Here is a 20,858-nt window from a genome sequence, read left to right as displayed (position 1 = left end):
CTGGCCCTTCCTGGCTCTGAAGCCCTAGACTACGACGTTTACGATCCGGTTCGGCACGACGATCACCCGTTTCGGGGTCTTGCCGTCGAGGCCGCGCACCAGCTCAGGCAGCGCCAGCGCCGCGGCTTCCGCCGCGTCCTTCGACGTGTCCTTGGCGAGTGAAATGGTGCCGCGCAGCTTACCGTTCAACTGCACGGCAACGGTAACAGTGTCGTCGACCAGCAGTGCATCCTCGGCCGTCGGCCACGGTGCATCGGCAACCAGGCCGGTGTGACCCAGCGCGTGCCACAGTTCCTCGGCGAGATGAGGCGTCATGGGACCGATCAGGCGCACGAAGATCTCTAGCGCCTCGCGCAGCGCCCACGTCGTGCTCTCGTCCTTCGCCTCGACCGAATCGATCGTGTTGGCGAATTCGTACAGTCGGGCCACGGCCTTGTTGAAGTGGAAGGCCTCGATGTCGGCGGAGATGCCTGCGATCGCCTTGTGCGCGGCGCGGCGCAGGACGACCGCGGCGTCCGAGAACGTCGCGGGCCTCGGCGTGCCGACCGCCGGCAGGGCCTCGATCGCCGAAGAGGCGATCCGGAACAGGCGCTGCTGGAAGCGCCAGGCGCCGGTGACACCGGCCTCGGTCCATTCGAGGTCGCGCTCGGGCGGGCTGTCGGACAGCATGAACCAGCGCGCGGTGTCTGCGCCGTAGTCGCGGATGATCTCGTCCGGGTCGACGACGTTCTTCTTCGACTTGGACATCTTCTCCGAGCGGCCGACCTCGACCGGACTCTTGTCGGAGGCGCGCACGAACTTGCCGCCGTCGCCACGCACGATCTCCTCGGGCGTCAGCCAGGTGCCGTCGCTTGCACGATAGGTCTCGTGGCAGACCATGCCCTGGGTGAAGAGCCCGTCGAACGGCTCGTCGCGGTCGGTCATCTGGACCTCGCGCATCGCGCGCGTCCAGAAGCGGGAATAGAGCAGATGCAGGATCGCGTGCTCGACACCGCCGATATATTGATCGACCGGCATCCAGTACTGGTTCTCGTCGCGATCGAACGGCGCCGTCTCGAGTTGCGGCGAGGTGAAGCGGTCGAAGTACCAGCTCGAATCGATGAAGGTGTCGAACGTGTCGGTCTCGCGACGCGCGGGCTTGCCGCAGGTCGGGCACGGCACGTGTTTCCACGTCGGATGGCGGTCCAGCGGGTTGCCCGGACGATCGAAGGTCACGTCCTCGGGCAGCTGTACTGGCAGGTCCTTGTCCGGCACCGGCACCACGCCGCAGCTCTCGCAATGGATCGCCGGGATCGGGCAGCCCCAGTAACGCTGGCGCGAGACCAGCCAGTCGCGCAGGCGATACTGAGTCGTCCCCTTGCCGACGCCCATCTCCTCGAGGCGCGCGATCACCCGCGCCTTCGCCTCCTCGACGCCGAGCCCGTCGAGGAATTCGGAGTTCACGATGACGCCGTCTTCGACATAGGGGGCGGCGGCGATGTCGAGCGTCTGGCCATCGGCCGGGGCCACGACCTGCAGGATCGGCAGGCCGTACTTGGTCGCGAACTCATGGTCGCGCTCGTCGTGGCCGGGGCAGCCGAAGATCGCGCCCGTGCCGTATTCCATCAGCACGAAGTTGGCGGCATAGACCGGAACGGTCTTGCCCGGGATCAGCGGATGCCTGGCCAACAGCGGCAGCTTGTAGCCCTGCTTCTCGGCGGTCTCGACCTCGGCCGCTGCCGTGCCGGTCTTGCGGCACTCGGCAATGAAGTGCTGCAGGCCGGGATCAGACGGCGCGAGGCCGGCGACCAGCGGATGCTCGGCCGACAGCGCCATGAACGAGGCGCCGAACAGCGTGTCGGGACGGGTCGTGAAGATTTCCAGCTTGCCGTGATCGGCGCCCGAGGCGTCGGTGAGCTGCCAGAAGACGCGCGCACCGCGGCTCTTGCCGATCCAGTTCGCCTGCATCAGGCGCACCTTCTCGGGCCAGCGGTCGAGTGTGTCGAGGCGGCTCAGCAGCTCGTCGGCGAAGTGGGTGATCTTGAGGTTCCACTGGGTGAGCTTGCGGCGCTCCACCGGCGCGCCGGTCCGCCAGCCTTTGCCCTCGATCACCTGCTCGTTGGCCAGCACCGTGTTGTCGACGGGATCCCAGTTGACCCAGGCTTCCTTGCGGTAGGCCAGGCCCGCCTTCCAGAAGTCGAGGAACATCTTCTGCTGGTGGCGGTAATAGCTCGGGTCGCAGGTCGCCAGCTCGCGGCTCCAGTCGAGGGACAGGCCCATCGACTTCAGCTGCTTCTTCATCGCGGCGATGTTCTCGTAGGTCCACTTCTTCGGGTGGACCTTCTTCTCCATGGCGGCGTTCTCGGCCGGCAGTCCGAACGCATCCCAGCCCATCGGATGCAGGACGTTGAAGCCCTTGGCGCGCTTGTAGCGGGCGATCACGTCGCCCTGCGTGTAGTTGCGCACGTGGCCCATGTGAATGCGCCCCGACGGATAGGGGAACATTTCGAGCACGTAGTATTTCGGTCGCGCCTTGTCCATCGCGGCCCTGAAGGTCTGGCGCTCTTCCCAGACCTTCTGCCACTTGCTCTCGGTTTCGGTGAAATTGTAGCGCGCGGTGGGCGCTGCAGGCGTGGACGACACGGAGATGTTCCCGAAAAAGGGTGTTCCGAAAAAGACGGAGGCCGCAGCGGATGCCCGCTGCGGCCTCTCACGTCAAGCTCTTGACCGAGAGGAGCGCTGCCGTCTCAGGAGCCGCCGGCAATGCGAAGCTGGCGGGCGCGCGTCAGGATGGCGTTCTCGATGTCGATGTTGGTGCGCGGATCGACCTGGGCGTCGACCCAGTTGCCGCCCCGGGGGCTGGTCTGCTGCTTGAAGACCGAGACACGCACCCCGTCGGCCCGCAGCTCGCGATCGAGGATGGTGACCTGGACCTTCATGCGCTCGTTGGGCGTCTCTGCCGGCGTGTACCAGTCGGTGATGATGACGCCGCCGAACGGATCGGCGGAGACCAGCGGGATGAAGTTGATGGTGTCTAGCGACGCGCGCCACAGATAGGCGTTCACCGCCACGCCGGTGCCGGTATCGTCCCTCTTCTCCGCCTTGGAGCCCAGCAGACCTCCGGGCCCGAAGAGCGTGCCCTGCTCCTGCGTGCGACCGCCCAAGCCCGACCGAACGTCGTTTCGGCTGCGGTCGCCCGACGGACCGGTGTTCCTCTCGAGTTTGTTGGAATCATCGGCACAGCCGGCTGCTCCGACGGCCAGGGCGGCAACTGCGGCAATGCTGACGAATTTGGACAGTCCCGACATAGAATGGCGCCTTGATCTTCCCATGGGCCGCAATTCTGCGGCGGAGACAGTGGCGGGGACCATAGGCTCAACGATGCCTGAACTGCAAGCGGCGGGGCGATATGACACAATGAGGTGCTATCAAAAACTCATTGTGCCGCCGACAGAGTTGCAATATGGGACTTATTATTCCTGAGGCATTGTCGAGGCCGCCGGGCACGCCAAAATGTGACAAAGACGCCACAGGTGCGGGCAGAATGAAGCCGTGGGGCGACCATTTCTTGACCCTCGTTTTGGCGAAGTGTTTTATAGCCTTGCCGCATTGGTGGATTCGGTGGGCCCCGCGTTCGGGCTTCCAGTTCCCGCCGGTCGGACAGGCCTTTTGGTACGTACCAGTCTCTGATCAATGAGAGAGGGAGAATGATGAAGAAGCTTCTACTTGGCTCGACCGCCTTGGTCGTCGGCGGGTTGATGGCCGCCCCGGCCATGGCCGCCGATCCGATCAAGATCGGCGTGGGTGGTTACTACACCTTCTACGCGATCGCCGGCGGCATCCAGTCGACCTACGCCACTGACGGCTCGTGGGCCCAGTACAAGGGTCTCAACTTCCAGCAGGAAGGTGAAATCCACTTCATCGGCCAGACCAAGCTGGACAATGGCACCTCGGTCGGCGTTCACGTCGAACTCGAAGGCTGGAACCAGAATTCTGGTACGGCTGCGGGCGCGTGGATCGACGAAGCGTTCCTGTTCGCCTTCGGCGACTGGGGCCGCATCGAGTTCGGTGCGCGCGATCCGGCGACCTATCGTATGTACTACGGCACGCCGTCGGCCCTGATCGGCTTCGGCGCCGTTCAGCACAACACGAACTTCGCCTGGGCCAACCAGAGCGTCATCAGCAACAACAAGGCGTGGTTCCACGCCACGACGACGACCAACGCCGGTCAGTTCCAGGACGCGCAGGGCATCAACTACTTCACCCCGCGCTTCCAGGGCCTGCAGATCGGTGTCGGCTATCGTCCGAAGGTGAACGTCAACCCGCAGGGCGGCGCTGGCTCCGGCCTCGGCGTCGGTCCGGGTGCTGGATCGCAGGGCGTTTGCGGCTACACCAACGCGACGTCTTCGCCGAACTGCCTGACGAACGACTATTCGTATCAGGACGTGTTCGACGTCGGCGCCAACTACCTGAACAAGTTCGGCGATGTCACGGTCGCTCTGTACGGCGCGTTCCTGTACGGCAGCTTCATCCCGGGCAACCAGCCGTTCGCTGGCGCCGCCAACTTGGTGACCGGTGCCAACGCGACCTCCTGGAAGCAGTGGGTCGTCGGCGCTCAGGTCGGCTTCAAGGGCTTCACCCTCGGTGGCGCGCTGGGTTGGGACAACAACGGTCTCGGCTCGAACTACTACACGGGTCAGAGCAACGACACGCGCTTCTACACCGCGGGTCTGATGTACGAGACCGGCCCGTGGCAGATGTCGTTCGGCTGGACCGGTTCCTACAACAACAACGGTAACGGCTCGGTCGGCTGCAACACCATCGCAGTCAACAGCGCCACCTGCACCAATCCGGCCGCCACGGGCGTTCCGGGTGTGAACTCGACCGCCTTCGGTCCGGGTAACAATCCCGCCAACCTCGCGTTCGGCCAGGAGTCGGTCAACAAGTGGGAAATCGGCGTGAACTACGCGCTCGGGCCGGGAGTGAAGCTCACCGGCGGCGGTCTGCTCTACTCCGCTTCGGGCCCGTCTGCTGCCGTCTCGGGCAACAGCTGGGGTCTGCTGCTGGGTATGGACCTGCGCTTCTAGTCGCAGGACGATCCGAAAATTGGAAAGAGCGGGCGAAAGCCCGCTCTTTTCTTTTGTGCCCGGCGACGAGGCGACCTCAAGTCGAGACGCGTTGCCCCACGAGGTTGACCGATAGGCAGGGCAGGTAGGTCCGCGAGACCGGCAGGCGCTCGGTCGCCTGGCGTGCCAGTACGGCGCGATTGTCCTCATGATCCAGAACGAGCTGGAACAATCCTTGTTCGACGGCTCCGGCGCCGGGATCGACCGCTGGCCGGCCGTCCCGTTCGATCCGATAGGCGACGTCGAGCCCGACATCGCCGCCGCTGTAGAACGACGAGGCGATCTCGAGTCTTTCGAACAGCAGCATCAGCCCGCGGGCCGAGAAGCGCCAGTAATCGTCGGGCGCGGCCTGGAAGGCGTGGGACCAGGCACTGGAGACATAGGCGAGTGCGCCGGGTCCCAGCAGACGCTCGATGTTCCGCGCCGCGCGCGCCGGATGCCGGGTGTGCTCGAGCACGTGACAGCAGATCACCAGGTCGAACGGCTCGTCTCCCAGCCGGCTCTTCAGAGTGCGCGAATCGCTGCAGATGTCGGCGACGCAGTCGACGTTGGTGCCTTCGAAGAGATCGAGGCCCACGAAGTGCGCCTTCGCGCCAAAGCGCGCGAGAACCGCCTTGCGCCAGTTGCGCACGTTGCGGTCGGAAACGAGGGTTCTCGCTCCCACCTGCAGGACCCGCGGCGCGCGCCGGCCAACCGCCGCGGCCACCCGATCCAGCAAGAGCTCGACCTCGCGCGTCACGCTGGTTCCGACGACCCGTAGCTCACCGGGGCGCAGCTCACCAGGCGTGGCGCCGCCGCCCGCCATCAGTCGCGCACGACCAGGATATGCATGCGCCGCGGGCCGTGCGCGCCCAGTTCCATCGCCTGCTCGATGTCGCCGGTGCGCGACGGGCCGGTGATGGTATTGACGGTGCGCGGCATCAGGTTCTTGCCGTAACGGGCACGGAGCCGGCCCCAGACATCCTCGTAGCCGCCGACGATGTCGGCTTCGCGTAGCACGACGACATGCGTGTCGGGCAGGAGGTTGAGCGACACCGGATGATCGGGCCCGGAGGCCATCACGACGGTGCCGGTCTCGGCGATGCCGGCAAAGGCGCCGGTCACCGAGACCTGGTCGCTGCCCTCGCCGCGGCCACGCCGGATCGACAGCATCTTCTGGCTGGCCCAGTCGTAACCTTCGAGGAGCGGTGAAGGCGCCATCGCGACGTTCGCCGGCAGGTTGTTGCGGGCCAGGTAGGCGGTCACCTCGCCCGGCACCTCGGCAGGTCCGACCCTCGCCACGGTGGCGTTCAGGGTTTCGGCCCACTCGCAGAACAGAGCAACCTTGTCGGCCTGAGGCAGCTGTCCGCGCGCAACCGACGGACCGCGCGGTGGTTCGGCCAGGCGTGTCTCGACGCTCGAACGGGCCTCACCCGCGAGCTCGCCGCGACGCAGCGAGCGGCGGATGCCACTCAGGATCTGGGAGCGGGCGTCGTGCGCGGCGTCGCTCATGCCTTCCTCTTCGCCCAGCGTGCATGGAAGGTGCCGCCGGCCTGCGGCGCCGGGAAATCACGGAAGCGGGTCCAGCCGGAGGCCAGCGGCAGCGAGCCGTAGCGTCCGTCGGCGCGACCGAACAGCGCCAGCACGCGGTTGGCGATCCCCGTCAGCCGCCGATAGAGCGCGGGTCGGCGCGCCGCGAAGCTCCACATTGCCAGACCCTGGCGGACCGCCTTGGGCGTGAGATGCTTCTCGAACTCACGCTCGCGCCAGTGGCGCATCAGCTTCGGCAGCGGGATGCGGACGGGGCAGACACTCTCGCACCGGCCGCAGAAGGTCGACGCGTTGGGGAGATTGCTCGCCTCCTCGACTCCGACGAGCTGCGGCGTCAGCACCGCGCCCATGGGGCCGGGATAGACCCAGCCATAGGCATGGCCGCCCACGGCGCCGTAAACGGGGCAATGATTCATGCAGGCGCCACAGCGGATGCAGCGCAGGATGTCCTGCATCTCCGTGCCGAGCACGCCCGAGCGGCCATTGTCGAGCAGTACCACATGATACTGGTCCGGCCCGTCGAGATCGCCCGGCCGCTTCGGTCCCGTGTTCAGGGTCGTATAGGCCGACGATTCCTGACCTGTCGCCGAACGCGCCAGGACGCGCAACAGCACCGCCGCATCCTCGAGGGTGGGAATCACCTTCTCGATGCTGGCCAGCACGATGTGCATCCTGGGCAGCGTGTTCGAGAGATCGGCATTGCCTTCGTTGGTCACCAGCATCGACGAGCCGGTCTCCGCCACCAGGAAGTTGGCGCCCGTCAGCCCGACATCGGCGTCGAGGAATTTCTGGCGCAGCACGTAGCGCGCTTCCGCGACGAGATCGTTGCGCTCGGTCAGGCGCTTGTCGAAGCCCAGCTTGGCATGATGTTCGAGGAACGTGTCGGCGACCTGGTCCTTGGTGAGATGGACGGCCGGCGCGATGATGTGGCTGGGTGGCTCGTTGCGCAGCTGGATGATGTATTCGCCAAGATCTGTCTCGATCGGCGCGATGCCCAAAGCCTCGAGATGCTCGTTGAGCGCGATCTCCTCGGCCACCATCGACTTCGACTTGGCGACGGTGCGGGCGTTCACGCTCTGGCAGAGCTCGGCGATGATGCGCCGCGCGTCGGCGGCGGTCGGCGCCCAGTGGACGTGGCCGCCCAGGCCAATCACCTTGCGCTCGAACTCCTCGAGATAGAAATCGAGATGGGCCAGCGTGTGGTTCTTGATGTCGCGCGCGCGATCGCGCAGCGCCTCGAACTCGGGCAGCCGTTCGGCCGCCTGGCGTCGCCGCTCGGAGAAGCCGACCTTCAGCTTGGCCAGCGAATCCTGCAGGTTGGGGTCGGCCAGCGCGTGACCGACATTCGCCTTGAAGGCATGGGCGGTGGATTCCATCAGCCGCGCTCCGGTTCGCCGATCGCCGGCAGGTCACCCATGCCGGCCAGGACTTCCGCGACATGGCGCACGCGCACGGCGCTGCCTTCGCGCTGCAGCTTGCCGGCCATGTTCATCAGGCAGCCGAGATCTCCGGCCAGCAGCGTATCCGCTCCGGTCGCTGCGATATCGGCGGACTTCTCGCCGACCATGGCGTTCGAGATCTCGGGGTATTTCACGCAGAAGGTGCCGCCGAAGCCGCAACAGACTTCGGGTGTCTTCATTTCGCGGAGTTCGAGTCCCTGCACCGATCCCAGCAGGTTGCGCGGCTGAGCCTTCACGCCGAGCTCGCGCAGGCCGGAGCAGGAATCGTGATAGGTCACGGCGCCGGGGTAGCGTGCGGCGACGTTCCTGACGCCCAGCACGTCCACCAGAAATGAAATCAGTTCGTAGCTGCGGCCGGCCAGATTCTCCGCGCGGACCTTCATGGCCGGATCGTCGTCGAACAGGCCGGGATAGTGATGCGACAGCATTCCGCCGCAGGAGCCGGAGGGCGCCACGACCGCGTCGTAACCTTCGAACGCGTCGATGACCTGGACGGCGATGGCGCGTGTCGTGGCCCGGTCACCGGTATTGTAGGCCGGCTGTCCGCAGCAGGTCTGGAGCGGCGGCACCTCGACCGTACAACCCGCCTCCTCGAGCAGCTTCACCGCGGCGAAGCCGACCGACGGCCGGAACAGGTCGACGAGACAGGTGACGAAAAGCGCGACGCGGCGCGGGCGGGTGGAGGGCATGGCGAGCGAGCTGGACACGCCCCGACCATGGCAGCGGCGAAATTGGCATGCAAGATGCCGGTGCAGGTTTGTCCCGGCCCGTCCCCGGCGCCGCCTTCAGTTCTTGTTGGGGACGAGGACGATGGCGCGGCCATCGCTGTTCATGCGGCCGGCCCATTCCGCGGCCTGAACGCCGGCGCCGTAGAAGACATCGCCGCGGGCCGGTCCCTTGATGGCGGCGCCCGCGTCCTGCGCGATCATCAGGCGGCGATAGGGCTCGGTGGCGCCGGGCTTGCGATAGACCGGACGGCGGGTGTCGATCCACACCGGGGTGCCGTAGGGCGTGATCGTGGGATCCACCGCCATGCTGCGCTGGGCGGTGAGGGCCACGCCTTCGGCGCCGATCGGCGCGGAGGTCCGGGTGTCCCTGAAGAAGATGTAGCGTTCGTTCTTGCGCATCACCTCGCGGGCCTGCTGGGGATTGCGCTTCAGCCAGTCACGGATCGCGGGCCAGGTCGCATCCTCCTTCTTCATCACGCCCATTTCGACCAGCACGGCGCCAATCGCCGTGTAGGGCCGATTGTTGGAGCCGTCGAAGCCGAGGGTCATGGTGCCGCCCTCGGCGAGCTGGATCTTGCCGCTGCCCTGGACCTGGACCTCGAACAGGCCGACCGGATCCTGCACATACGCGATCTCCAGGCCCTTGCCCTTGAGCGCCCCGGCCTCGATCTCCGCGCGCGTGTAATAGGGCTTGTCCGTCAGATCGGGCGGCTTGCGATAGACCGGCACGGTAAAGAGCCGCGAAGGCACCTTGCTGCCGCGCAGCTCCGGTTCGAAATAGCCGGTGAACTTGCCGGGGACCTGGATGATCAGCGGCCTGAAATTCTCCTCGAAGAACAGCCGCGATTCCCGCGCGTCTCCGGACTTCACCGCGGCAGCCGCGCCGCAGATGCGTGACCATTCGGCCGGGGTGATGGTTTTCTCGCCGCCGTCCGTGGCGATACGGACGTCGGGACCGGCCGTCAGCTTCGGGCAGGAGCGGCGAAACGCAACGAGAGCCTCGGCGTGACGGTCCTGCGCCCACCCGGCGATCTCGTTGTAGGAGGTCGGCTCCATCGCGATCCGCTGCTGCGGCGGGGAGCCGGGCGTTCCGGCACAGGCGGAGAGGAGGCCGGCCGCAGCAAGGATAGCCGCAACACCGGCAAGGAGGCTCCTTCGCATTCCCGGAAAAGCCTCCCTAGCCTTCGCTTTCGGTCTTCACGAGCTGCCAGTTGGGATCGCTCGAAGTCGTGTCGCGGCGGAACGTCCAGAGGTCGACGACCTTCTGCACTTCGTTCGGATTGCCGTCGACGATCTGGCTGTCGGCGTTGCGCACGACGTTGATCTGCTCGCTGACGAAGCGGACGGTAACGACGGCATTCGTGCCCTGCATCTCCGCGCCGGCGACATCCGACGCCTCGAAACCGATCAGGGTCGTTTCGGCCTTTTCGTTGCGCTCGATGCGACCGCGAATGGCGGACTCGAAGCTGGCGTAGGTCGTGCCGTCGAGCAGGGGCTTCAGCGTGGCGGTGTCGCCGCGCGCGAAGGCCTCGACGATGGCGGTGAAGGCCGCGCGCGCACCGCCCGTGAAACCGATCGGCTCGAAGGCCGGATCGGCGGCGCGGATGGCGGCAACGCCGGCGGTCGCGGTCGGCAGGACGGTGGCGCGAATGCCGCCGGGCCCGCTCGTGGGCGACGATTGACGCGGCGCCGGCGCATTCGCCGTCGGCAGCGGAACCACATTGTCATTGCCTTGCGACGCATCGCCGACGCGCGGCGGCGGCGCTGCGGGCGGCGTGAACGGATCGCGGGCGGGTGGCTGTTCGTTGCCCGTGCGTTTGCCGAGCACGGACCGCAGTCGCAGGATCAAGAAGACCGCGACCAACCCGATCAGGATGATGTCGTAGTTGTTACCCACGATGGCGCTCCACTGTCACAAATTACATAGGCTGCGAATGGGCAAAGGGCAAGGCGACCTCCGCGTCGCGCTTCCCGGATCGGCCCCGCGCCTCAGGCGGCCAGCACCACAATATCGACAGATTCGGCGACGCCGCCAACCTTGCGATCCGGACGACGCTCGTGCCCCGCGGACGCCCGATAGCCCTGACGCTCCGCGAGCGCGTAGGTTCCACCGTCGGTCAGGGCGCGGGTCCCCTCCTCCTTGTTGTGCTTCTCGAGCTTCGCCGCGAGGTTGACCGCCTCGCCGATGACCGTGAACTCGAGCCGCGCGCCGTCGCCGACCGCGCCGAACACGACACGCCCCGATGCGACGGCAAGCCCGATCTCGAGTGCCGGCAGGCCCGCCGCGCGACGTTGCTCGCGCCACGCGGCGGCCGCGGCCATCACGGCATCGGCCGCCCGCAGCGCGTCCGCGGCGGCCGTGGCCGACGGCATGACGGCGCCGAACGAGGCCAGGATGCCGTCGCCCAGAAACTTGTCGATGCTGCCGCCGGCCGCCGCGATCAACGGACAGACCCGACCCTGATAGTCCTGCAGGACCTTCATCACCTCATCCGGCGGGAGTTCCATCGACAGGCTTGTGAAGCCGCGCAGATCGACCGTGACGATGGCGACGTCGCGCAGCTCGCCTTCGCCCGCCTTGATGGAAATCGCCGCCCCGCGGATGCGCGCCGCCACCCCGGGATCGAAGAACCGGGACAGATCCTGGGCCGCGGTGCTTTCGCTCACCGCCTGCACCAGCAGGTGACGGGCCCGCGAGATGGCGAGCGCCAGCACCAGGGTGGTGAGAAGGATGGCGATGATCTTGTCGGCCTCGGCATGGACCAGAAAAGCGTTCGAGGTCATGTACTCGACGAAGTCGTCGGTCGGATTGGCCGGCCCGCCACGGCCGTCCAGCGCGTAGAGGATGAGGCCGATCCAGCCGGCGATCGCCGCGAGGCCGGTGAACACCACGAAGCGCGCCTCGAAGCGCAGCGCGCGCAGCGCGATGAACACGAACACGTACAGGAGCGTCGGCACCTTCAGATAGAAGACGGCCGGCTGGGCGTACTTGTAATGGAACGAGTAGATCAGCCCCATCAGCAGGAGCATGTCGGCGATCACCGACAGATAGAGCATCCAGGGCCGCAGGAGGCGCGCATAGCCGAGGCCCAGCCGCACGAGGCAGAAGGCGCCGTAGATCACCAGCACGTCGAACTCGAAGGAATAATCCTCCTGCACCACGCCGCCCGGCATGGAGCTCGTTTCGTAGACCGTGCCGACCAGCACCACGATGACGAGCTGTACCCAGCCGATCAGGATCTCGCTCTGTTCCTGCTGGCGTTCGATCGCCGCACGCACGCGCTCGGGAAGCTCGGTCGAGTCGTCGCCTCCCACCAACCAGTGGCGCAGGCGGCGCAGCATCAGCGCTTTTCCAGCCACAGGCTGGCGGGGAGCGCATCCGGCGGTCGCGGCAGGCGCGAGATCACCGAGGCGGCCAGCCGGTCGGCCATTCGCCGCTCCGCCCAGACGCTGGAGAAAAGCGGCCTGAAGGCGCCGCTCGTCAGCAGCGGCACCACGCCCTGCTGCTCGTTGTAGGCGCGCCACCCCCAGATCGAGGGATAGTCGAACGGCAGGAAGATGTCGTGGATGTGCACCAGCGTGCCGGAGGGCAGGCGCGGCAGGACGCGATTCAGCAGGATGTCGACGTCGCTGCCCGGCATCAGGATGTGGCTGGAATCGATGAACAGCACGTCGCCCTGCACCAGGCTGTCGAAGACCTTGTCCGGGGCGGCCTGCAGGGTCGACGACTTCACCCGCACCCCGGGCAGGTCGGCGATGTCCGCCCGCGGTGCCGGATCGATCGCCAGGATTTCCCCGACGCCCCCCAGGGCCTTGGACAGCAGCCGCGTCGAATGGCCAGAGCCCACTTCGATGATGTGTCGCGGCTTGCGCTCGCGGACCAGCGCATAGGCCACGGCCGCATCGAGCGACGGAAACCACGATTGCTCGAACATCGCCTTGCAGCTCTCGAGCGCCTCCGCCCGCGCGTCGACCGCGTCGAGCACGGCTGTGAACTGGTCGGCATGCTCCTCGAACAGGCGCTCGATCGCGGGGTAGGGCGGTTGCGCACCCGGGGGCGGCAGCAAGGGCGCATAGCGGTGCGGAATGAACCAGCCGCGCGGCTTCAGGCCGAGCACGGTCGGCAGACCCAGGGCGAACCGCCGCCAGCGGCCGCGGAGCTTCGATTTGGCGCTCATCGCGATCTTTTCACGGCGTCAGCGTCAGGCCTTCATGGGCCACGAGGACCCGCGGCAGGCCACTCGCCGCAACGCCCGGACGCGCGAGCGCGGCTTCCCGGGCGACGCCGTCCATGAAGGCGTCGTCGTGACTGGGATCGTGATGGAAGATCGCCAGGGTGCCGACGCCCGCCGCGTCGGCCACTCGCACACCCTCCTGCCAGGTCGAGTGGCCCCAGCCGCGATAGCGGACGTATTCCTCGTCGGTGTAGCTCGAATCGTAGATCATCACGTCGGCGCCGCGGCACAGGTCGACGATCGTCGAGTCGCGTTCGCCGTCGCGATGTTCGGTATCCGTGATGTAGCAGATCGACTTGCCGAGATGGTCGATGCGATAGCCCGTGGCGCCGTTGGGATGGTTGAGAGGTATCGTGCTTACGGCGACGGCGCCGCACGACAGATTCTCGCCCGACTTGAACTCGCGGAATTCGACCCGGGCCTGGAAGACGTCGAGCGATACCGGATAGAGCGGCGCCTGCATCAGGTGCCCGACCACCTTCTTCAGCGTGTACGGCGCCTCGAGATGGCCGGCCCACATGCGCACCGAATTGCGCCTGTCGAACAGGGGCGCAAAGAAGGTGAGGCCCGAAATGTGGTCGAGATGGGTGTGCGTGAAATAGATGTCGATATCGAGGGGGGGCTGGCGGGCCAGTTCTACCCCGAGCGTGCGAATACCGGTGCCCGCGTCGAAGATCAGGCGACGACCGCCGGCGGTGACTTCCAGGCACGACGTATTGCCGCCATAGCGCACATATTCGGCGCCGGGACATGAGATGGATCCCCGCACGCCCCAGAAGCGGACTTTCAGACCTTCGACCAATTAACCCTTCCCACCGAATAGTGCGCCAGAGTCCACACGCAGGTGCATCCCGTCAACCGATGCGCGAGGTCCCGGGAAGTGGCCGCATTCTTGCGTGGCGATCCGGGCGGGCGTTTTTCGCGTATTCTTGCAGTCGGTGGTCGAATCCGGCGTCCCGACTGCGTTGCCTACCGGCCTGTTCGGAGCAATACTTTGCCTATGGAACCCATCAATCAGGCTTCTACCCCGGCGCTGGCCGCGCCGCCCGTGCGTTGCGCCAAGTTCGCCATCGGCCAGGTGGTGAAGCACCGCATCTACCCCTTTCGCGGCGTGATCTTCGACGTCGACCCGGTGTTCGCCAACACCGAGGAATGGCTGTCCTCCATTCCCGAAGAGGTCCGGCCGCGCCGCGACCAGCCCTTCTATCATCTGCTGGCCGAGAATGCGCAGACCACCTACGTGGCCTACGTGTCGGAGCAGAACCTGCTGGCCGACGACACCGGCAAGCCGGTATCGCATCCCCAGGTGCCGCAGTTCTTCAAGGAACTGAAGCGCGGCCACTACGTCTCGCGCGAGCGGGCGCTGCACTAGGTCTTCAGCGTAGCGCGGCCGCCACCTGATCGACGGTGGCGGTCCAGCCGACGATCGCCCCCTGGGCGCGGATCATGTCGAGCGCCGCCTTCTTGAATTCCGGGAAATAGCTTTCGGTCGCGTCCTCGGCCAGCAGGCATTCGAAGCCGCGGTCGTTGGCCTCGCGCATGGTCGTCTGCACGCAGACCTCGGTCGTGACACCCGCGAACACCAGATGCGTGATTGCGCGCTCTGCCAGGATGTCGCCAAGCGGCGTCGCGTAGAAGGCGCCCTTGCCCGGCTTGTCAAGCACGATCTCGCCCGGCTTCGCCGCCAACTCCGGCACGATGTCGGCGCCCGGTTCGCCGGCGATCAGGATGCGGCCCATCGCACCGGGATCGCCGATCCGCATCGACGGCTTGCCGCGCAGCCGCTTGGCCGGCGGGCAGTCCGACAGGTCGGGCCTGTGGCATTCACGGGTATGGATGATCGTCAGCCCGGCGCTGCGGAACGCGTCGATCAGCCGGCCGACCGTCGGCACGATGGCGGAGAGAAGACTCACATCGTTGCCCAGCGTCGCGCCGAATCCGCCGGGCTCGATGAAGTCGCGCTGCATGTCGATCACGATCAGCGCCGTGTGCGCGGGATCGAAAGTGAAGTCGAACGGCTGGGCGGCGATGGTTTTCACGGGCGCACCAACTTTGATCTAGAAAATGTTGTCATCCCGAGCGCAGCGAGGGACCTTTGCGCGGCGGCAGTTAAAGGTCCCTCGCTGCGCTCGGGATGACACCGGGGCTTGGGCCGGCACTTCGCGCGGTTCATCAATGCCCCGCCATGGCGCGGCCGATCGCGCCCACGTCGGCACTGGTCGCATCGGTCTGAAGCGCCAGCTTGCCGTCGAACATGACGACGATGCGGTCGGAGAGCTGCAGGATCTCGTCGAGGTCCTCGCTCACCAGGAGGACGGCGGCGCCGCGATTGCGGGCCTGGACGATGCGGGCGCGAATCTCGGCGACGGCGGCGAAGTCGAGGCCGAAGCAGGGATTGGCCACGATCAGCAGGTCGCCTTCGCTCGACAGTTCGCGCGCCAGCACCGCGCGCTGCACGTTGCCGCCGGACAGGCCGCGGATGGCGGCGTCGGGTCCCGGCGTCTTCACCTTGTAGGCCTCGATCAGTTTCCGCGCCGTCTCGCGCATCGGGCTGCGCTTGAGCCAGATGCCGTTCGACGAAGAAGGCGGCTGGTCGAAGGAGCGCAGCGCGATGTTTTCCGCCACCGACATGTCGGCGACGCAGGCGTTGCGCAGCGGCTCTTCCGGCAGGCAGGCGATCTTGTGACGGACCATCTCCGGCCGCGTCGCGGTGTAGACCTCGCCATGCACCAGCATACGGCCGGCCTCGTGGTCGCGCTGGCCGGCCAGCGTCTCCACGAGCTCGCGCTGGCCGTTTCCCGACACGCCGGCGACGCCGACGATCTCGCCGGCGCGGATCTCGAGCGCCAGATCCTCGACGGCGAGCTGGCCGACATTGTCGGCAACGCTCAAGCCTTCGAGCTTCAGCACCGCCTTGCCGGGCGCCCGGGTCTCGCGCTCGACGACGGTGCGCGTCTCGCGCCGGCCGACCATCATCTCGGCCATGGTGTCGTTGTCGAGTTCGCGCGTCGGCTTCGTGCCGATCAGCTGGCCGCGACGCAGCACCGTGACGGCGTCGCAATAGGTGTTCACCTCCCGGAACTTGTGCGTGATGGTGACGATGGTGATCTGTCCGTCGGTCGTCAGCTTCTTCAGGGTGGTCAGCACCTCGTCGGCTTCGTCGGGCGTCAGCACCGAGGTCGGCTCGTCGAGGATCAGCAGGTTGCGCTCGAGATAGAGCTGGCGAAGGATCTCGCCCTTCTGCTTCTGACCGGCCGCCAGGTCGGCGACGGGTACGTCGATCGGCACGGTGAACGGTGTCGTCTCGAAGAAGACCTTGAGCGCCCGCCGCTCGGCCGCCCAGTCGATCACCGCCGGCAGGTCGCCGCGCGACAGTACGAAGTTCTCGAGCACCGTCATGTTCGGCACCAGGGTGAAGTGCTGGTAGACCATGCCCAGTCCCAGCTCGTGCGCCTGGCGCGGATGGGCGATCGTCACTTCCCGGTCGTTCAGCAGGATCTGGCCCTGGTCCGCGGCGTAGTAGCCCATGGCGCATTTCACCAGCGTGCTCTTGCCCGCGCCGTTCTCGCCCAGCAGCGCATGAAAGGCGCCGGCCTCGATCTTCACCGAGACGTCGTCGAGCGCGGCCATCGCGCCGAAGCGCTTGGTGAAGCCGATCAGCTCGAGGGACGGTGCGGTCATCCCAGCACCTCGAGAAGCGCCGCCGAATTGGCGACGGCGCCGAACACGCCGCCCTGCATCTCGACCATCTTCAGCGCCGCCTCGTGGTTGCCGGCGTCGGTGGCGCCGGTGCAGTCCTCAACGATCAGGCATTCGAAGCCGCGGTCGTTGGCCTCGCGCATCGTGGTGTGGACGCAGACGTCGGTGGTGATGCCCGTCAGCACCAGATTGTCGATGCCGCGCGTGCGCAGCATCAGCTCGAGGTCGGTGGCGCAGAACGAACCCTTGCCCGGCTTGTCGATGATCGGCTCGCCGGCGATCGGCGCGAGCTCGGAGATGATCTCCCAGCCCGGCTCGCCGCGCACCAGGATGCGCCCGCACGGGCCGGGATCGCCGATGCCCGCACCGATCTGCTGCGAGCGCCAGCGCTTGTTGGCCGGAAGGTCGGAGAGGTCGGGCCGGTGGCCTTCGCGGGTATGGATCACCGTCCAGCCCGCCTTGCGCGCGGCCGCGAGCAGCGCCTTGATCGGCCCGATGGGTGCGCGGGTCAGCGAGAGGTCGTAGCCCATCTTGTCGACATAGCCGCCGACGCCGCAGAAATCGGTCTGCATGTCGATGATGACCAGCGCCGTGTTGTCGGCGCGCAGTGCGCCGTTCCAGGGCCAGGCATAGGGGCGGGAATTGATGTGGGTCTTGGCGGTCATGACGGCTCCTACTTGACGGCGCCCAACTCGCCCGGCGCGCCGCGCAGGCTGCGGGCGGGCGAGCAGGTGGCGATCATCAGCGCGAGGGTGAGGACGTAGGGTGCGGCGCTGAACAGGTAGTAGCCCTGGGTCACGCCGACCGACTGCAGCGCCGGGCTGATCGCGCCGGCCGCGCCGAACAGCAGCGAGGCCCACAGGCAGCGGATCGGGTCCCAGCGCGCGAAGATCACCAGCGCCACCGCCATCAGGCCCTGGCCGCTCGACAGGCCCTCGTTCCAGCTTCCGGGATAGTAGAGCGACAGGAAGGCCCCGCCGATGCCCGCGAAGGCGCCGCCGACGGCCGTTGCCAGCAGGCGTACGCGACCGACCGAGGCACCGATCGCCAGAGCCGCGTCGACGCTCTCGCCGGCGAGACGGACGATCAGGCCCCAGCGTGTGTTCTTCAGCGCCCACGCCAGCGCAAACGCCAGCGCGATGCCGATGAGGAACAGCGGATTGACCTGCAGCGCCTGCTGGACCTGGGGGATGCTGCTCCAGGCGCCGAGATCGAGCGCGCCGAGGTTGGGTGCCTTGGGCTGGATGTAGGGCTTGCCCAGGAAGAAGGCGAGGCCGGTGCCGAACAGCATCAGGCCGATGCCGGTGGCGATGTCGTTGACCTTGGGCAGCTGGCAGAGCCCGGCGTGCAGCGCGCCCAGCAGCAGGCCGACGCCGGCCGCCACCAGCACGCCGAGCCACGGCGAGCCGCTCAGCAGCGCCGTGCCGTACGCGGTCATCGCGCCCATCATCAGGGTGCCCTCGAGGCCCAAGTTGATGCGGCCGCTGCGCTCGGTCAGGCATTCGCCGAGGCTCACGAAGATGAACGGCGTGCTGACGCGGATGGCGCCCGCCAGCATGGCGAGAGGCACGCCCCACAGACCGATGTCGCTGCCGTCCATGCTCAGCGTCCCTCCACCGCTCTGAAGCGCCACAACCAGGCCCACGAGCGGCCGTACAGCGTCTCGCTGGCCAGGATGCAGACGAAGATGATGCCCTGCAGGACGACCACCGCCGCATCGGGCAGGTCGAGCCGGCGCTGCAGCAGGCCGCCGCTGGCGCCGATGCCGCCCAGCAGGATGGCGACGGGAATGATCGCCAGCGGATGATGCCGCGCGAGGAAAGAGACGAGGATGCCGGTGAAGCCGTAGCCGACGGCCAGCGAGGCGTTGGCCTTGCCGTGAACCGCCGCGACTTCGACCATGCCGGCGAGACCCGCCGCCGCGCCGCCGGCGGCGCAGGCGACCAGCACGTAGCGCCCGACGCTCAGGCCCATCATGCGCGCTGTCTTGGGATTGCCGCCGATCACCTGCATGGCGAAGCCGAAGGTCGTGAAGCGCTGCACGCCGTAGCAGAGCAGGCAGGCCACGATGCCGAAGGCCAGGCCCCAATGGACGTCGCTGCCGCCGATCGTGCCCAGCATGTTGGCGTCGCCGATCGGCGGGGTCGACGGCTTGTTGAGGCTCGACGGGTCGCGCAGCGGGCCCTCGACGAAATGGTTCATCAGGGCGATGGCGATGTAGGTGAGCAGCAGGCTGGAGATCGTTTCGTTGACGCCGCGATACTGGCGCAGCCCGCCCGCCAGCGCGATCCACGCGCCGCCCACGACCATCGCCGCCGCCGCCATGGCGAGGTTGGTCACCAGCTGCCCGGAGGCCGCGACCGCGACGCCGGCCGCGGCGGCGGCGACGCCGCCCAGCACCAGCGCGCCCTCGTTGCCGATGATGATCAGCCCGAGCCGTGCCGGCAGTGCCGTGCACAGTGCCGTGAGAATCAACGGCGCGGCGCGCGTGAGCGTGTTCTGGAAGGAGAACCAGCTGCCGAACGCACCCTGGTACATCAGCGCATAGGCCTCGAACGGATCGACGCCCGCATACAGGATCAGCAGCAGGCCGAAGATCACCGCCGCCGCCAGCAGGGCCAGCGCCGAGACGGCGATGCGTTCGAGGGCCGTGTTCATGCCTATGCTAACCCCTGGAGCGAAGCGAGATGAAGCGGCCAACCATCCTTCCTCCCCCGTCATACGGGGGAGGTGGCCCGAAGGGCCGGAGGGGGAAAGCCATAGGTCTGATCTCTTCCCGGTCGGCAATCATCGCTTTGCTTTCCCCCTCCCGGCCTCCCCCGTGAGACGGGGGAGGAGAAGAGTTGCTCGTCTCATGCGTGCGCGGCGCCTTAGGACGTCGCGCCCAGCACGCCTTCGACCAGGTAGTTCATGCCCTCGAGCACGGGCTCGGTCTGGGTGTAGGTCGTGCCGGCGGGGATGACGGTGTTGCCCTTGTTGTCCTTCAGCGGCCCCTTGAAGATCGCGAAGCTGCCGTCGACGATGCCCTTCCGGGCTTCCTCGACCTTGGCCTTGGCCGCATCCGACACGGCCGGGCCGAAGGGCGAATTCTTGACGTAGCCTTCCTTGAGGCCGCCGCGCACGAAGTTGCCCGGGACGCCGCCCCTCTTCATCGTCTCGACGAAGTCGACGTAGATCTTCTCCCACTGCCACTCGGCACCGGTGAGGTAGCCCTTGGGCGCCAGCTTGGCCTGGTTGGTGTGGTAGCCGCAGGTATAGATGCCGGCGCGCTCGGCGGTCTCGATCACGACCTTCGGGCTGTCGACATGGCAGGTCACGACATCGACACCCTGCGCGATCATCGAGTTGGTGGCTTCCGCTTCCTTGACCGGCAGCGACCAGTCGCCGGTGAAGATCACCTGGCAGGTGACCTTGGGATTCACCGAACGCGCGCCCAGGGTGAAGGCGTTGATGTTGCGCAGGACCTGGGGAATCGGCTTGGCCGCGACGAAGCCGATCTTGCCGCTCTTCGTGGTCGAGCCGGCGACGATGCCGCTGAGATACTGCGCCTCGTCGATGTAGCCGAAGTAGCTGCCGGTGTTCATCGGGTTCTTGCCCGCGGTCCACAGGCCGCCGCAGTGGCGGAACTGGATCTTCGGATACTTGGCCGCCATGCGCAGCATGTGCGGGTCGAAGTAGCCGAACGAGGTCGGGAACAGCAGCGTGGCGCCGTCCATGTTGATCATGCTCTCCATCGATTTCTCGACGGCGACCGTCTCCGGCACCTTCTCTTCCTCGACGACCTTCACGCCGGCCATCTTCTTCAGGACGGCCGCGCCCTCGGCATGGGCCTGGTTGTAGCCGTAGTCGTCGCGCGGCCCGACATAGATGAAGCCCACCACCAGCGGCTTCTGCGCCTGGGCGCCGCCCGCGAGACCGAGAACGGCTGCGCCCGCTGCGCTGCCCAGAAGTGCCCGTCGGCCGATATTGAACTTGTCGATCATCGAACGTCCCCCTCGATCGCTTGTCCGGCCGTCGCGGCCCGAAAGGGAAACAGCAAGCGGTGTGCCACGCCTCGGAGGCCCACAAAGCAGGCGAATCCGCGAGAAAACGGCAATTCGT

Annotated in this window: 19 protein-coding genes; 2 read left to right on the top strand and 17 right to left on the bottom strand. The window is 67.0% G+C overall.

The annotated features are described in order from the left end of the window. Positions 1-24: 24 nt before the first annotated feature. On the bottom strand, positions 25-2,622 hold the full coding sequence (gene leuS, locus ACO07K_RS24880) for a leucine--tRNA ligase (protein WP_422032662.1): 2,598 nt from the start codon (positions 2,620-2,622) through the stop codon (positions 25-27). A 104-nt stretch (positions 2,623-2,726) separates the two neighbouring features. Further along, complete coding sequence (locus ACO07K_RS24875; RefSeq protein WP_422032660.1) at positions 2,727-3,287, bottom strand: DUF3576 domain-containing protein; 561 nt, start codon at positions 3,285-3,287, stop codon at positions 2,727-2,729. Positions 3,288-3,689: 402 nt separating this feature from the next. Between ACO07K_RS24875 and ACO07K_RS24870 the strand changes: the two genes are divergently transcribed. Further along, positions 3,690-5,066 carry a porin gene (locus ACO07K_RS24870; protein WP_422032658.1) on the top strand — a complete coding sequence of 459 codons (1,377 nt, stop codon included), beginning with the start codon at positions 3,690-3,692 and terminating at the stop codon, positions 5,064-5,066. A 76-nt stretch (positions 5,067-5,142) separates the two neighbouring features. Here ACO07K_RS24870 and ACO07K_RS24865 read toward each other — a convergent pair whose 3' ends face one another. From ACO07K_RS24865 to ACO07K_RS24825, 9 genes are all read right to left on the bottom strand, one after another. Beyond that, positions 5,143-5,844 carry a class I SAM-dependent methyltransferase gene (locus ACO07K_RS24865; RefSeq protein WP_422032656.1) on the bottom strand — a complete coding sequence of 234 codons (702 nt, stop codon included), beginning with the start codon at positions 5,842-5,844 and terminating at the stop codon, positions 5,143-5,145. A gap of 65 nt (positions 5,845-5,909) precedes the next feature. After that, on the bottom strand, positions 5,910-6,596 hold the full coding sequence (locus tag ACO07K_RS24860) for a LutC/YkgG family protein (protein WP_422032654.1): 687 nt from the start codon (positions 6,594-6,596) through the stop codon (positions 5,910-5,912). Then, positions 6,593-8,011 (bottom strand): LutB/LldF family L-lactate oxidation iron-sulfur protein, encoded by a 1,419-nt coding sequence (locus tag ACO07K_RS24855; RefSeq protein ID WP_422032652.1) that lies wholly within the window; start codon positions 8,009-8,011, stop codon positions 6,593-6,595. The genes ACO07K_RS24860 and ACO07K_RS24855 overlap by 4 nt, the downstream gene beginning before the upstream one ends. Beyond that, on the bottom strand, positions 8,011-8,784 hold the full coding sequence (locus ACO07K_RS24850; RefSeq protein WP_422036700.1) for a (Fe-S)-binding protein: 774 nt from the start codon (positions 8,782-8,784) through the stop codon (positions 8,011-8,013). The genes ACO07K_RS24855 and ACO07K_RS24850 overlap by 1 nt, the downstream gene beginning before the upstream one ends. A 96-nt stretch (positions 8,785-8,880) precedes the next feature. Continuing rightward, complete coding sequence (locus tag ACO07K_RS24845; protein ID WP_422032650.1) at positions 8,881-9,984, bottom strand: murein transglycosylase A; 1,104 nt, start codon at positions 9,982-9,984, stop codon at positions 8,881-8,883. 16 nt (positions 9,985-10,000) lie between these two features. Continuing rightward, positions 10,001-10,720: a Tim44/TimA family putative adaptor protein gene (locus ACO07K_RS24840; protein ID WP_422032648.1), complete on the bottom strand. Its 720-nt coding sequence runs from the start codon at positions 10,718-10,720 to the stop codon at positions 10,001-10,003. 92 nt (positions 10,721-10,812) lie between these two features. Next, the gene (locus ACO07K_RS24835) at positions 10,813-12,165 is read right to left on the bottom strand and encodes an adenylate/guanylate cyclase domain-containing protein (RefSeq protein WP_422032646.1); all 1,353 of its coding nucleotides are present in this window, start codon (positions 12,163-12,165) and stop codon (positions 10,813-10,815) included. After that, positions 12,165-13,001 (bottom strand): class I SAM-dependent methyltransferase, encoded by an 837-nt coding sequence (locus ACO07K_RS24830; protein ID WP_422032644.1) that lies wholly within the window; start codon positions 12,999-13,001, stop codon positions 12,165-12,167. Before ACO07K_RS24830 ends, ACO07K_RS24835 begins: the two co-directional genes overlap by 1 nt. A gap of 10 nt (positions 13,002-13,011) precedes the next feature. Next, positions 13,012-13,860, bottom strand: coding sequence for an MBL fold metallo-hydrolase (locus ACO07K_RS24825; RefSeq protein ID WP_422032642.1), 849 nt, complete (start codon positions 13,858-13,860; stop codon positions 13,012-13,014). A gap of 198 nt (positions 13,861-14,058) precedes the next feature. Between ACO07K_RS24825 and hspQ the strand changes: the two genes are divergently transcribed. Then, on the top strand, positions 14,059-14,430 hold the full coding sequence (hspQ, locus tag ACO07K_RS24820; RefSeq protein WP_422009269.1) for a heat shock protein HspQ: 372 nt from the start codon (positions 14,059-14,061) through the stop codon (positions 14,428-14,430). Positions 14,431-14,434: 4 nt separating this feature from the next. On the opposite strand, the gene ACO07K_RS24815 is transcribed toward hspQ, so the two are convergent. The 6 genes from ACO07K_RS24815 to ACO07K_RS24790 form a co-directional block, all read right to left on the bottom strand. After that, positions 14,435-15,097, bottom strand: a complete 663-nt coding sequence (locus ACO07K_RS24815; RefSeq protein ID WP_422032640.1) for a cysteine hydrolase family protein — start codon at positions 15,095-15,097, stop codon at positions 14,435-14,437. Between the two features lie 133 nt (positions 15,098-15,230). Next, entirely contained in the window at positions 15,231-16,739 is a 1,509-nt protein-coding gene (locus ACO07K_RS24810) for an ABC transporter ATP-binding protein (RefSeq protein ID WP_422032638.1), read from the bottom strand. Beyond that, a complete protein-coding gene (locus tag ACO07K_RS24805) occupies positions 16,736-17,422 on the bottom strand; it encodes a cysteine hydrolase family protein (RefSeq protein WP_422032636.1) in 687 nt (228 codons plus the stop codon). Before ACO07K_RS24805 ends, ACO07K_RS24810 begins: the two co-directional genes overlap by 4 nt. 8 nt (positions 17,423-17,430) lie before the next feature. Continuing rightward, entirely contained in the window at positions 17,431-18,357 is a 927-nt protein-coding gene (locus ACO07K_RS24800; protein WP_422032634.1) for an ABC transporter permease, read from the bottom strand. Between the two features lie 2 nt (positions 18,358-18,359). Beyond that, the gene (locus tag ACO07K_RS24795) at positions 18,360-19,478 is read right to left on the bottom strand and encodes an ABC transporter permease (RefSeq protein WP_422032632.1); all 1,119 of its coding nucleotides are present in this window, start codon (positions 19,476-19,478) and stop codon (positions 18,360-18,362) included. 149 nt (positions 19,479-19,627) lie between these two features. Then, a complete protein-coding gene (locus tag ACO07K_RS24790) occupies positions 19,628-20,740 on the bottom strand; it encodes a BMP family ABC transporter substrate-binding protein (RefSeq protein WP_422032630.1) in 1,113 nt (370 codons plus the stop codon). Positions 20,741-20,858 lie beyond the last annotated feature (118 nt).

It is taken from the genome of Reyranella sp., from assembly GCF_965228225.1.
GTDB lineage: Bacteria > Pseudomonadota > Alphaproteobacteria > Reyranellales > Reyranellaceae > Reyranella.
This window is presented reverse-complemented; position numbering and strand designations above follow the sequence as displayed.

Excerpts from the sequence above, each read along its gene's own strand:
- ACO07K_RS24875 (WP_422032660.1), bottom strand. The coding sequence starts at position 3,287 with ATGTCGGGACTGTCCAAATTCGTCAGCATTGCCGCAGTTGCCGCCCTG.
- ACO07K_RS24870 (WP_422032658.1), top strand. The coding sequence starts at position 3,690 with ATGAAGAAGCTTCTACTTGGCTCGACCGCCTTGGTCGTCGGCGGGTTG.
- ACO07K_RS24860 (WP_422032654.1), bottom strand. The coding sequence starts at position 6,596 with ATGAGCGACGCCGCGCACGACGCCCGCTCCCAGATCCTGAGTGGCATC.
- ACO07K_RS24855 (WP_422032652.1), bottom strand. The coding sequence starts at position 8,011 with ATGGAATCCACCGCCCATGCCTTCAAGGCGAATGTCGGTCACGCGCTG.
- ACO07K_RS24850 (WP_422036700.1), bottom strand. The coding sequence starts at position 8,784 with ATGCCCTCCACCCGCCCGCGCCGCGTCGCGCTTTTCGTCACCTGTCTC.
- ACO07K_RS24845 (WP_422032650.1), bottom strand. The coding sequence starts at position 9,984 with ATGCGAAGGAGCCTCCTTGCCGGTGTTGCGGCTATCCTTGCTGCGGCC.
- ACO07K_RS24835 (WP_422032646.1), bottom strand. The coding sequence starts at position 12,165 with ATGCTGCGCCGCCTGCGCCACTGGTTGGTGGGAGGCGACGACTCGACC.
- ACO07K_RS24830 (WP_422032644.1), bottom strand. The coding sequence starts at position 13,001 with ATGAGCGCCAAATCGAAGCTCCGCGGCCGCTGGCGGCGGTTCGCCCTG.
- hspQ (WP_422009269.1), top strand. The coding sequence starts at position 14,059 with ATGGAACCCATCAATCAGGCTTCTACCCCGGCGCTGGCCGCGCCGCCC.
- ACO07K_RS24810 (WP_422032638.1), bottom strand. The coding sequence starts at position 16,739 with ATGACCGCACCGTCCCTCGAGCTGATCGGCTTCACCAAGCGCTTCGGC.
- ACO07K_RS24805 (WP_422032636.1), bottom strand. The coding sequence starts at position 17,422 with ATGACCGCCAAGACCCACATCAATTCCCGCCCCTATGCCTGGCCCTGG.
- ACO07K_RS24800 (WP_422032634.1), bottom strand. The coding sequence starts at position 18,357 with ATGGACGGCAGCGACATCGGTCTGTGGGGCGTGCCTCTCGCCATGCTG.
- ACO07K_RS24795 (WP_422032632.1), bottom strand. The coding sequence starts at position 19,478 with ATGACGGGGGAGGAAGGATGGTTGGCCGCTTCATCTCGCTTCGCTCCA.
- ACO07K_RS24790 (WP_422032630.1), bottom strand. The coding sequence starts at position 20,740 with ATGATCGACAAGTTCAATATCGGCCGACGGGCACTTCTGGGCAGCGCA.